Consider the following 12,126-nt stretch of genomic DNA (forward strand, 5'->3'; position numbering starts at 1 on the left):
GCATTGCTGTTGAATGCATTTTTTGATTTGAAAGAACCCTGATGAACAAGACCCTCACCACCCTGGCCGCCTCCTGTGGCCTGATGCTCGCCGCACTGACCGGTGTGGCTGTCCATGCGGCCGAACCCGTCACCACGGCCAGCGGCCTGGTCTACGAAAGCCTCAAGGAAGGCACGGGCGCCAGCCCCAAGGCCAGCGACACGGTGCGCGTGCACTACCGCGGCTACTTCCCCGACTCGGGCAAGGACTTCGACAGCTCCATCACGCGTGGCCAGCCCATCGAATTCCCCTTGACCGGCGTCATCCCCTGCTGGACCGAAGGCGTGCAGAAGATGAAGGTCGGCGGCAAGGCCAAGCTGACCTGCCCGCCCTCCATCGCCTACGGCAGCCGTGGCGCGGGCAGCGTGATCCCGCCCAACGCCACGCTGAACTTCGAGGTGGAACTGCTGGGCATCAAGTGATGGCGGGCCCGCTGGCCAGGCCAGCCTCCGCTTGATGCAAAGCCGGCCTGCGGGCCGGCTTTTTTACGGTCGCCGAAAGGGATATGCCGTGGACTCACGCCAACCGCTGGACGCGCGCGCCGCCGCGCTGATGCTCATGCTGTGCCTGATCTGGAGCCTGCAGCAAATCCTGCTCAAGGCCACGGCTGGCGACATTGCGCCCACGCTGCAGATCGCGCTGCGCTCGGGTGCGGGCGCCGTGCTGGTGTGGCTGTTCATGCGCTGGCGCGGCATGCGCGTGCAGTGGGGCGATGGCAGCTGGCGCCCTGGCCTGGCCGTGGGCACGTTGTTTTCGCTGGAATTCCTGCTGGTGGGCGAGAACATCAACCACACCTCGGCCGCCCATGTGGTGGTCTTCCTGTATTCCGCCCCCGTGTTCGCGGCGCTGGGCCTGCACTGGAAGCTGCCATCGGAGCGCCTGGCACCGCTGCAATGGCTGGGCATCGCACTGGCCTTTGCCGGCATAGCGCTGGCCTTCCTGGGCGGCGGCAAGCCTTCGTTGGCGGGCGCCGCCGCCATGCTGCAGGGCGACCTGCTGGCGCTGGCCGCCGGCGTGGCCTGGGGCGCCACCACGGTGGCCATCCGCACCACGCGGCTGGCATCGCTGTCCGCCGCACAGACCCTGCTCTACCAGCTGGCCATAGGCTTTGCACTGCTCCTGCCAGCCGCCTTCGTGCTGGGACAGACCCGCTTCGAGCCCACGCCGCTGGCCTGGGCCGGCCTGGCCTTCCAGTCCGTGCTGGTCTGCTTCGTGAGCTTCCTGGTCTGGTTCTGGCTGCTCACGCAATACCTGGCCTCTCGCCTGGGCGTGTTCTCTTTCATGACGCCCATCTTCGGCGTGGTCTTCGGTGCCTGGCTGCTCAGCGAGCCCATCGAGCCCAGCTTCCTGGCCGGGGCACTGATGGTGCTGGCCGGGGTGTTGCTGGTGAGCGGGCATGGGTGGCTGAAGTCGCTCAGGCGTCCTGCCTGACCAGTCCCAGCCGTCGCGCCAGCCGCTGCAGGTTGGCGCGGTCCATCTGCAGTTCGCGTGCGGCGGCGGCCCAGCTGCCTTGGTGGCGCTGCAGGCTGGCTTCGATCAGATGGCGCTCGTAGCTCTCCACGGCTTCGCGCAGGCCTTGGGGGGTGGCGCCGGGCGATGCGGCCTGTGGGACGGGCAGGGACGGGGTGGCCGTCGCCGGGGGCTGCGCGGCATCCCAGAGATCGGCCTGCCCCAGCGTGACCATGCGTGCCCGGCCACTGGCCGGAGCGGCGGAGGGCGCACGGCTCAGCGCCCGCAGCACGCCGCGGCTGATGAGGTGTTCCAGTTCCCGCACATTGCCGGGCCAGTCCTGGGCCAGCAGGGCCGATTGCGCGGCGGGATGCAGGCGCAGGCCGCCCAGGCCCAGGCGCGAGCGGTTTTCCTCGAGGAAGAAGCCAGCCAGCATCAGCACGTCGCTGTCGCGCTCGCGCAGCGCGGGCACGCGCAGCGGGTAGACGCTCAGGCGATGGAAGAAGTCGGCGCGCATGCGGCCTGCCGCCACCTCGGCGGCCAGGTCGCGGTTGGTGGCGGCGATCACGCGCACGTCCACATGGTGTTCGCGGTCCGAGCCCAGGCGCTGCAGCTGGCCGCTTTGCAGCACGCGCAGCAGCTTGGCCTGCACGGCCAGGGACAGCTCGCCCACTTCGTCCAGGAACAGCGTGCCCTGGTCGGCCTGCTCGAACTTGCCGCTGCGCTCGGACAGTGCGCCCGTGAAGGCGCCGCGCACATGGCCGAACAGCTCGCTTTCGACCAGGTTGTCGGGCAGGGCCGCGCAGTTGATGCTGACCAGCGCCCGGCCCGCACGCGCCGACTGCGCATGCACGGCCTGGGCCACCAGTTCCTTGCCCGTGCCGGTCTCGCCCGTGACCAGCACGTTGAGGTCGCTGGCAGCGACCAGGGCGATGTCCTTTTGCAGCGCGCGCATGGCCGGGCTCTGGCCGATCAGCGGACGCGATGACTCGCCCCCCGGGGCGGCGCCGGGCGCGGGCAGGGCGCGCGCACTGCGCGCCAACCGGCGCAGCCGCTCGGACGTGGTCACGGTGGCCGCTGCCAGGTTGCTGAAGGCCTGCAGCGCCGCCAGCGCGGCCGGGTCGGCAAAGCGCCCCGGGTCCAGCGCGTCCAGCGTGAGAAGGCCCCAGGGCAGGCCGCCCGACTGCAGCACGCAGCCCATGCAGTCGTGCACCTCCAGCGGTCCATGGCCCTGGGCCACCAGGCCGTCATAGGGATCGGGCAGCGGGCTGTCGGGTGCAAAGCGCATGGCCTGGCCAGCGGCCAGCAGCTGGGCAAAGCGCGGGTGCTCGGCAATGCGAAAGCGCCGGCCCAGCGCATCGGGCACCAGGCCATCGATGGCCACGGGGCGCAGCCACTCGCCCTCCAGCCGCAGCAGGGCGGCAGCATCGGCCGGCAGCACGGCGCGCAGGGCCGCCAGCAGGCGGCGAAAGCGCTCGCGCTCGGGCAGGTCCTGGGCCAGGTCGGCCACCAGGGGGGTCAGGGCGTGCAGGGCGGTGGATGTGGTCATAAAGACTGCGATCGCTGTCAAAAAGACTCGATTTGACGAAGGTCATATTGACTCATGAAACGCCAAACCCTTGTTCTGCAAGGGATGCAGTCCTGGCACGGCACTTGCCTTTATCCAGGCATGTCCGGCATCGCACCGGGCATGCCCGTCCCCGTACCCAAGGAGTTTCCCGTGCTGACCGACCGCCAACGTGCCATCGTCCAATCCACCGTCCCGCTGCTTGAAACCGGCGGCGAGGCGCTGATCACCCACTTCTACCAGACCATGCTGGGCGAGTACCCCGAGGTGCGCGCCCTGTTCAACATGGCCCATCAGCAAAGCGGTGCCCAGCCGCGTGCCCTGGCCTACAGCGTGCTCATGTACGCCAAGCACATCGACCGGCTCGAAGCCCTGGGCGACCTGCCCGCCCAGATCATCAACAAGCATGTGGCGCTGCAGGTGCAGCCCGAGCACTACCCCATCGTCGGCACCTGCCTGCTGCGCGCCATCCGCGAAGTGCTGGGCGCCGAGATCGCCACCGACGAGGTCATCGATGCCTGGGGCGCCGCCTACCAGCAGCTGGCCGACATCCTGATCGGTGCCGAACGCCAGGCCTATGACCGCACGGCGGCGACCGAGGGCGGCTGGCGCGGCGAGCGTGCCTTCGTGGTCGAGGACAAGGTGGCGGAAAGCGCCGAGATCACCTCGTTCTACCTGGTGCCGGCCGATGGCGGCCCCGTCATCGCCCACCAGCCCGGCCAGTACATCGGCCTGCGCCTGGTGGTGGACGGGCAGGAGCAGCGGCGCAACTACTCGCTGTCCGCGCCCGCCGATGGCCGCAGCCTGCGCATCAGCGTCAAGCGAGAGGCAGGCGGCAAGGTCTCCAACTTCCTGCACGACCAGGTCCAGGTCGGCGACACGCTGCAGCTGTTCCCGCCCGCAGGCCACTTCACGCTGCAGCCCGGCGAGCGTCCGCTGGTGCTGATCAGCGGCGGCGTGGGCATCACGCCGACCCTGCCCATGCTGGATGCGGCCTTGCCCAGCAAGCGTCCCGTGGTCTTCATCCACTGCGCGCGTGAGCGCGGTGTCCATGCCTTCCGTGAGCGTGTGGATGCGCTGGCCGCAGTGCATCCGCAGCTCAGCCGGTACTACTGCTATGACCGGGTGCAGGAGGGCGATGGGGTCGATGCGCAGGGACTGCTGACCGCCCGGCAATTGGGTGAGTGGCTGCCTTCGGTGGATGCCGATGTGTATTTCCTGGGGCCCCGGCCGTTCATGCGGTCGGTGAAGGAGTCGTTGCGGGTGTTGGGGGTGCCGGAAGGGCAGGTCCGCTATGAATTCTTCGGGCCGGCGGAGGCGTTGGCCTGATTTGCCGTCGATTCGCTCGGCTCCCCTGGCCTCAGTGATGGAGCAGGGGCCGGGCCTCGGCCCGGTGGTCGGCCTGCCGTGCATCGGGCGATCAGCCCTGCACGGCCCACATGCCCTGGTTGTCCGACACCCACTTCCCAAACGCCTGTGCGGGCATGGGCTTGCTGCACAGATATCCCTGGAAGAAGTCGCATCCCTTGCCTCGCAGGAATGCCAGTTGCTCGGCCGTCTCCACACCCTCGGCCAGCACTTTGAGCCCCATGGCATGCCCCAGCGCGATCACCGAGCCGCTGATGGCCATGTCGTCCGCGCTGTGCGGGATGTCGCGGATGAAGCCCTGGTCGATCTTGAGCAGGTCCAGCGGAAAGCGCTTGAGGTGGGCCAGCGAGGAGTAGCCGGTGCCGAAGTCGTCGATGGCCAGCCGCAGGCCCTGGGCGCGCAGGCGGCGCATGACGGCCAGAGCCTCCTCGGGACGCTCGGCCAGTGCGCTTTCGGTGATTTCCAGTTCCAGGCAGTGCGGCGCAAAGCCGGTGGCGGTCAGCGCGTCTGCGGTGGCGCCGGCGATGTCGGTGAGCAGGAACTGGTGCAGCGAGACGTTGACCGCAATGGTCATCTCGGGCAGGCCCTGATCGCGCCAGCGCTGGCCCTGGGCGCAGGCTTCGCGCAGCACCCACAGGCCCAGCGGGCCGATGACGCCCGAGCTTTCGGCCACGGGGATGAAGCGGGCCGGAGATATGAGGCCTTCGTCCGGGTCCAGCCAGCGCACCAGGGCCTCGGCGCCCAGCAGGCGGCCGGTGGCCAGGTCGATCTGTGGCTGGAAGTACAGGCGCAGGTGGCCCAGTCCGATGGCCTGGCGCAACCGCGCCTCCATGGCCAGGCGCTCGCGCGCGGCCAATGTCATGTCTTCCTCGAAGAAGCACCAGGCGCGGCCGCTGCGTGATTTGGCGCCGTAGACGGCGGCGTGCGCGCCCTGCAGCAGGTCCTGGGCATTGCCGGCGTGGGACGGATACAGGCAGATGCCCACGCTGACGCCGGCCATGACGGACAGGCCGTCGGGCGAGCTCCAGGGCTGTCCGGCCGCCGCGATGAGCTGGCGCGCGCGGGCGATGGCGTCGCCACGCTCGCTCATGCCCTTGATCAGCACGGCCAGTTCGTCGCCGGCCATGCGACCTATCAGGTCCTGCGGGCCCAGCGAGTCGTGCACGCGGGCGGCGATGTGGCGCAGCACCTGGTCACCAATGGCGTGGCCGTAGCTGTCGTTGACGTCCTTGAAGCGGTCGATGTTGAGCAGCATCACGGCCAGCGCGCCCTGCCTGGCGGCGGCCTCGGCCACGGCGTCCTCCAGCAGGGCGCTGAAGCGCACGCGGTTGGGCAGGCCGGTGAGCATGTCGCGGTGGGCCAGGAATTCGAGCTGGGCCTCACGCGCCTTCTCGGCCGAGATATCGGTAAACATGCACACGTAGTGGGTGACCCGGCCCTGGGCATCCTTGACGGCGCTGAGCGACATGCGCTCGGGGAAGACTTCGCCGTTCTTGCGGCGGTTCCAGATCTCGCCCTGCCAGTGGCCGGTGGCCTGCATGCCGGCCCACATGGCCTCGTAGAAGGCCTTGTCATGGCGGCCGGACTTGAACATGCGCGGGGTCTGGCCCAGCATCTCCTGCTCGGTATAGCCCAGCAGCCGCGTGAAGGCGCTGTTGACCGAGAGGATGCGGCTGCGCGCATCGGTGACCACCACGCCCTCCATGGTGTTGTCCACCACGGCAGCGGCCAGGCGCTGGCGTTCGTCGGCCTCGTGGCTGGCGGCCTGGGCGGAGCGGGCCGCGCGCTCCCCACGGCGCATGCGCCACAGCAGCCAGCCGCCCCCCACGGCCGTGACCAGCACCAGGGCCACCGAGGACAGCATGCGCCGCCGCGCCGCCGGCCCGGGTGGAATCTGCAGGTGCGTCAGCAGCCATTCCACGCCCCAGAGCCACAGCAGGCCTGCGCACACGTACAGGGTCATTGCGCCCCAGAGCGGTATTCGGGGCTGCTCTCCCTGATCTTGCATGTGGTTCCTCAGAACGTTCCCAGAACGTGTGACTTGCGCAGGGTCGTGTCCATGCTGCGACAATTGCGCCGCTATGACCCAAGCCTATATTCTTACCCTTTCGTGCCCCGACCGGCTCGGTCTGGTACATGCCGTCTCGGGCTTTCTGCTCGAACAGGGCGGCAACATCGAAGAGGCCGCGCAGTATAACGACCCGGCCACCGGACTGTTCTTCATGCGCGTGCAGTTTGCCTGCAACGGCTGCGATCCCGCGGCCCTCAAGGCGGCCCTGACCGACCTGGCCACCCAGTACCAGATGAAATGGCGCCTGCACACCGAGGCCGAAGCCATGAAGACCGTACTGATGGTCAGCAAGGAAGGCCACTGCCTCAACGACCTGCTGTTCCGCTGGAAAAGCGGCCTGCTGCCGGTGGACATCCGCGCCATCATCAGCAACCACCGCGAGTTCTACCAGCTGGCGGCCAGCTACAACATCCCCTTCCACCACATCCCCGTCACGGCCGCCACCAAGGCCCAGGCCGAGGCAAGGCAGTTCGAGATCATCGAGGCCGAAGGCGCCGAACTCGTGGTGCTGGCGCGCTACATGCAGGTGCTGTCCAACGACCTGTGCACCAAGCTGGCGGGCCGCGCGATCAATATCCACCACAGCTTCCTGCCCAGCTTCAAGGGCGCCAAGCCGTACTACCAGGCCCATGACCGCGGCGTGAAGCTGATCGGCGCAACGGCCCACTATGTGACGGCCGACCTGGACGAAGGCCCGATCATCGAGCAGGACGTGGCCCGCGCCGACCACACCGACACCGTGGAGGACCTCACGGCCCGCGGCCGCGACACCGAGAGCCAGGTGCTGGCCCGCGCCGTCAAGTGGCACAGCGAGCACCGCGTCATCCTCAACGGCCACAAGACCGTGGTCTTTCGCTGAGCCCGGCTCCCGACCGCCCGTGGCGAACGTGACCCTTGCCGCCGGCAGCGGCTTTGCCCCGCCCGGCAGCGGCGCCCGCCGCATCCCGCCCATACAGTGCCTGCTTACTTTCGAGGCGCTGGCGCGGCTGCGCAGCGTGACGCAGACGGCCGAGGAGCTGTGCGTCACGCCCAGCGCCGTCAGCCACCGCGTGCGCCAGCTCGAGCAGATCCTGGGCACGCGGCTGTTCGGTCGCTCGGACTTTTCGCTCACCACCGAAGGCAGCGCCTACCTGTCCCACGTGCGCGAGGGCCTGGGTGCGCTGCAGCGCTTTCCGGGCGAGGTGACGGCACCGGGCCGCCGCAGGCTCAAGCTCGCCGTCACGCCCACCTTTGCGCGCGTGATCCTGATCCCGCGCCTGCGCCAGTTCACGGAAACCTATCCCGAGATCGATATCGCCCTGCAGGTCTCCATCCCGCTGCTGGACGTGGTGGCCGAGGATGCAGACCTGATGGTGCGCTTCGGCCCCGGCCACTATGCCGATGTGGAGCACATCGAGCTGGCGCGCGACATGGTCACGCCGCTGGCCTCGCCGGCCTTCATCCGCGAGCACGGCCCCTTCGAGCAGCCCCAGGACCTGGAAGGCATGCCCCTGCTGCGCAGTCCGCTGGAGCCCTGGCGCACCTGGTTCGGCGCCACCGGCCTGGACTGGCCCGAGCCGCACGAGGGCTCGCAGTTCAACGACATCGGCCTGATGTGCGACGCGGCCTCGGCCGGCATGGGCATCGCCCTGGTGCGCCACAAGCTGGGCGCGCCCTGGCTGGACAACGGCACCCTGGTGCGCCTGTTCGACGTGGACACGGCCAGCCCCCATGCCCACTACCTGTGCTGGCGTACCGGCACCATGGACCGCTGGGAATGCGCGGCCTTCGCGGAATGGTTGAAGAGGGCGATGGCCTGCTGAGGCGCCCATATCGGATTTCACGGATTTCACGCACCGTTGCAATAAACATCAGCGCAGCCCCGCTGCACAAAGACCGCGGCATCGCCTAAAGTCAGGCCCCATGACTTCCGCCAGCTCCCCAGCCAGCCTCGCTCCCGGCGCCATGGCGTCGGCCGCCGCCGATGCGGCCCACCAGCAGCCCACGGTCTCCGAGCGCGCACGGCGCCAGGCCGAGGTCGTGGCCGCGCTGGCCCGCCATGTGCCCGCGCATGCCCTGCTGTGGAATGCCGAGGACACCACGCCCTATGAATGCGACGGCCTCACGGCCTACCGCCAGCGCCCGCTGGTGGTCTGCCTGCCCGAGACCGAGGCCCAGGTGCAGGCCGTGCTGCGTGCCTGCCACGCCATCCAGGTGCCCGTGATCGCGCGCGGCGCGGGCACCGGGTTGTCGGGCGGCGCCTTGCCCCATCCCATGGGCGTGACGCTGTCGCTGGCCAAGTTCAACAAGATCCTGCAGGTCGATGCGGCCAGCCGCACGGCCGTTGTGCAGTGCGGCGTGCGCAACCTGGCCATCAGCGAGGCCGCCGCGCCCTTCGGCCTGTACTACGCGCCCGATCCCAGCAGCCAGATCGCCTGCACCATCGGCGGCAACGTGGCCGAGAACTCGGGCGGCGTGCACTGCCTCAAGTACGGGCTGACCGTGCACAACGTGCTCAAGGTGCGCGGCTTCACCGTGGAGGGCGAGCCGGTGGAGTTCGGCTCCATGGCGCTGGACACGCCGGGCTTCGACCTGCTGGCCATCCTGGTCGGCAGCGAAGGCATGCTGGCCGTGACCACCGAAGTCACCGTGCGCCTGATCCCCAAGCCCCAGTTGGCGCGCTGCATCATGGCCAGCTTCGACGACGTGCGCAAGGCCGGCGACGCCGTGGCCGCCGTGATCGCGGCCGGCATCATCCCGGCCGGCCTGGAGATGATGGACAAGCCCATGACGGCCGCCGTCGAGGACTTCGTCAAGGCCGGCTACGACCTCGCGGCCGAGGCCATCCTGCTTTGCGAGAGCGATGGCACGCCCGAGGAAGTCGAGGAAGAGATCGCCCGCATGAGCGAGGTGCTGCGCAGCGCGGGCGCCACGGCCATCACGGTGAGCGAAAGCGAGGCCGAGCGCCTGCGCTTCTGGAGCGGGCGCAAGAACGCCTTTCCCGCCAGCGGGCGCATCAGCCCCGACTACATGTGCATGGACTCCACCATCCCGCGCAAGCGCCTGGCCGACATCCTGCTGGCCATCCAGGAGATGGAAAAGAAATACGGCCTGCGCTGCGCCAACGTCTTCCACGCGGGCGACGGCAACCTGCACCCGCTGATCCTGTTCGATGCCAACGACCCCGACGAGCTGCACCGCTGCGAGCTGTTCGGCGCCGACATCCTGGAGACCAGCGTGGCCATGGGCGGCACGGTCACGGGCGAGCATGGCGTGGGCGTGGAAAAGCTCAACTCCATGTGCACCCAGTTCACCACGGCAGAGAACGACCAGATGTTCGCGCTCAAGGCCGCCTTCGACCCGCAGGCCCTGCTCAACCCCGGCAAGGTGATTCCCACGCTCAACCGCTGCGCCGAGTACGGAAAGATGCTGGTGCGCGGCGGCCAGATCTCACACCCGGACCTGCCGAGATTCTGAGGCGACGTGCAACGGGCGACGTGCAACGGGCGCGGTGCAACGGGCGCGGTGCAACCGGCGCCGTGCAACGATCACCATGCAACCCGCTGGTCACGGCTGCTGCAGGCAGCGCAGCCACAGCCCGTCGAGTGCGCGTGCCAGCGCAGCTTCCTTCCGCGGTACGGCCAGATCCTCCGCCAGGTCTTCGATCATGGCCTCCAGTGGTAAGGCATGGGACAGAGTGCGCATGCCGCATTCCATCGCCAAGGAGGTGTCCAGGTAGACCACGCGCGCACCTGCCGTGCTCCAGCGCGTGAGTTCGCGCACACGGCCGACCTGGTTCAACCGCAGGCGCATCGCCTCCAGCCGTTCGGCCAGGGATCTGCGGATGCGCTCCCCTGTCTCGGGCCGGTCCTCCTCCAGTCTGCGCAGCGCCGCCTCCTGCTGCTCTAGCGTGCGCTCCAGAGCCCGCAGAGCCGCCTCGCGTCCCAGCCGGGCCTCGTCGTAGCGCGGCAGGGCTGCACGCATGTGCTCCAGCGTCTGCTTGCGTTCGCGTGCATAGACCGGCTCGGCGGGGCGCCCGGAACGCACGCAGGCGTCGGCGGCCAGCACCAGCCGCTGCGGAGATGCTTCGGCGCCCAGCCTTTGCGGGCGGAAGCTGCGGCAGTCTGACATTTCCTCCAGCATGTGCAGGTCTTCCAGGTGCAGGCGCATGCGTTCCGCGTCCTTCTGCGCCTCAAGCCGATGGCTGTCCAGCATCTCCTGGCGCTGGCGCTCCAGCATCAGCAATTCGCGCCAGCCGCCACGCAGCCGGGCCTCGAACCGCGCCTGCTTGCCATCGGCAGCCCGCTGCAGCTGCTCGGCATCCTGGCGCAGCCGCAACTGCAGGTATCCATGCGTGCCTGATCTCTCGCAGGTGTACTCGACGATGCGCCCGCCGCTTCCATCGCCCACGCTGCGCCATGCACTGCGCGCGCATGCTTTCCTCTCCTGGAGTACCTGGCCTATCGAGGCCCCCGATGCACCGCCCCAGGACGCGGCCCGGACCGCCAGGACATCACCGTCGTCACCGCCGCAACCGCCCAGCACCAGTACAAGGCTCGAGGGCAGCTGCCACACTCGTTGCCAACGCATTTGCTCCCCCGTGCATGTGATTCTCAGATTGATTGTTGATATTAACTATCAATCAAAAATAGGTGTGATTTTTCTAAATACTCACATCTCGATCAAGCCAAACCCATAGCGTTCGCGCATGCAGGATGCAAAGCAGCGGTTTGCTCAAAAATTACGTGATTCAATGCAGGCCCGGGGCTACGAAGCCAGGCCTGCCGTGCTGGAGCACGAGTTCAATTCCCGTTTCTGGGGCAAGCCCATGTCCCAGCATGGCGTGCGCCTCTGGCTGATCGGCAAGACCATGCCCAACGCCAGGAAACTCGCTGCGCTGGCCGACTGGCTGCAGGTGCCGCTGGAGGAGTTCCTGCGCTCGCCGCAGCAGGTGCGCGAGGTGCGCGAGCCCAGGAGCAGCTGGTCCGCAGGCCTGGGCTACGAGGACAGCGAGCTGTTCAAGATCTACCTGCGCCTTCCCGTGCCCAAGCGCCGGCTGGCGCGCGACGTGATCCTGGCCATTGCGCGCGCCCATGATGCCGAGGAAGCGGAACGCGCCGCAGGCTCGTAGCCAGGCGGCGCGTGGGGTTTGCATTGATCCGGGCACCTGCGGGGGGCGGTCCCGCCCGTGCATCAGCCCCCCATGGCGCGCTGGCGTGCCTCGCGCTGGGAGGGCGTTTCGTTGATCAGTTCATTGATCACCTCCTGGCGTGTCTTGCCCGCGCCGGTCTGCGGTGCGGGAGCCGGGTAGACGCCGGCATTGAAGCGCGAGGTGCCGCCCTGGCGCACGGCTGCCTCGGCCTCGGCCACCACCTGGGCGCGCGTCTTGCTGCTTTGGAAATGTTCGGGATGCACGACGACGCCTGCCTCGTTGTTGGCAGGATGCATGTACCCGGCCGCCGATGCCATGCCGGGCAGCAGCAGCGCTGCCGATGCGGCCAGGCCGGCGATGAGGGGGGCGATGAGGGTGGCGGGGGTGAAGCGGCGTTGCGACATGGTGTGGTCCCTTTCAAAGAGCGTTGGTGATTCGTTCTCCCCACGCCCCGCGATGCGGAACGCCGGGGAGAGGACTCCAATGTAGAAATCACGCGCC

At 68.5% G+C, this 12,126-nt stretch carries 11 protein-coding genes; 7 read left to right on the top strand and 4 right to left on the bottom strand.

Annotation, left to right across the window (positions count from 1 at the left end):
• Positions 1-41 precede the first annotated feature (41 nt).
• Entirely contained in the window at positions 42-461 is a 420-nt protein-coding gene (locus A9976_RS18840) for an FKBP-type peptidyl-prolyl cis-trans isomerase (RefSeq protein ID WP_183020265.1), read from the top strand.
• Positions 462-549: 88 nt separating this feature from the next.
• A complete protein-coding gene (locus A9976_RS18845) occupies positions 550-1,470 on the top strand; it encodes a DMT family transporter (protein ID WP_183020266.1) in 921 nt (306 codons plus the stop codon).
• On the opposite strand, the gene norR is transcribed toward A9976_RS18845, so the two are convergent.
• Complete coding sequence (norR, locus tag A9976_RS18850; RefSeq protein ID WP_183020267.1) at positions 1,454-3,037, bottom strand: nitric oxide reductase transcriptional regulator NorR; 1,584 nt, start codon at positions 3,035-3,037, stop codon at positions 1,454-1,456. The genes A9976_RS18845 and norR overlap by 17 nt on opposite strands.
• 120 nt (positions 3,038-3,157) lie before the next feature.
• On the opposite strand from norR, the gene hmpA reads away from it, so the two are divergent.
• Positions 3,158-4,384: an NO-inducible flavohemoprotein gene (gene hmpA, locus A9976_RS18855; RefSeq protein ID WP_220808744.1), complete on the top strand. Its 1,227-nt coding sequence runs from the start codon at positions 3,158-3,160 to the stop codon at positions 4,382-4,384.
• Between the two features lie 91 nt (positions 4,385-4,475).
• Here the strand turns inward: hmpA and A9976_RS18860 are convergent, their stop codons facing one another.
• Complete coding sequence (locus A9976_RS18860) at positions 4,476-6,431, bottom strand: bifunctional diguanylate cyclase/phosphodiesterase (protein ID WP_183020269.1); 1,956 nt, start codon at positions 6,429-6,431, stop codon at positions 4,476-4,478.
• A gap of 73 nt (positions 6,432-6,504) precedes the next feature.
• Here A9976_RS18860 and purU point away from each other — a divergent pair, with 73 nt between their 5' ends.
• From purU to A9976_RS18875, 3 genes are all read left to right on the top strand, one after another.
• A complete protein-coding gene (gene purU, locus A9976_RS18865; RefSeq protein WP_183020270.1) occupies positions 6,505-7,353 on the top strand; it encodes a formyltetrahydrofolate deformylase in 849 nt (282 codons plus the stop codon).
• A gap of 19 nt (positions 7,354-7,372) precedes the next feature.
• Entirely contained in the window at positions 7,373-8,296 is a 924-nt protein-coding gene (locus A9976_RS18870; protein ID WP_183020271.1) for a LysR substrate-binding domain-containing protein, read from the top strand.
• Positions 8,297-8,438: 142 nt separating this feature from the next.
• Positions 8,439-9,950 (top strand): FAD-linked oxidase C-terminal domain-containing protein, encoded by a 1,512-nt coding sequence (locus A9976_RS18875; RefSeq protein WP_183020306.1) that lies wholly within the window; start codon positions 8,439-8,441, stop codon positions 9,948-9,950.
• Positions 9,951-10,040: 90 nt separating this feature from the next.
• On the opposite strand, the gene A9976_RS18880 is transcribed toward A9976_RS18875, so the two are convergent.
• Positions 10,041-11,063, bottom strand: coding sequence for a hypothetical protein (locus A9976_RS18880; RefSeq protein ID WP_183020272.1), 1,023 nt, complete (start codon positions 11,061-11,063; stop codon positions 10,041-10,043).
• 118 nt (positions 11,064-11,181) lie between these two features.
• On the opposite strand from A9976_RS18880, the gene A9976_RS18885 reads away from it, so the two are divergent.
• Complete coding sequence (locus tag A9976_RS18885) at positions 11,182-11,604, top strand: XRE family transcriptional regulator (protein WP_183020273.1); 423 nt, start codon at positions 11,182-11,184, stop codon at positions 11,602-11,604.
• 62 nt (positions 11,605-11,666) lie between these two features.
• On the opposite strand, the gene A9976_RS18890 is transcribed toward A9976_RS18885, so the two are convergent.
• On the bottom strand, positions 11,667-12,029 hold the full coding sequence (locus A9976_RS18890; RefSeq protein ID WP_183020274.1) for a DUF4148 domain-containing protein: 363 nt from the start codon (positions 12,027-12,029) through the stop codon (positions 11,667-11,669).
• Between the last annotated feature and the right edge of the window lie 97 nt (positions 12,030-12,126).

It is taken from the genome of Delftia sp. UME58 (assembly GCF_014170385.1).
Taxonomy (GTDB): Bacteria; Pseudomonadota; Gammaproteobacteria; order Burkholderiales; family Burkholderiaceae_C; genus Comamonas; species Comamonas acidovorans.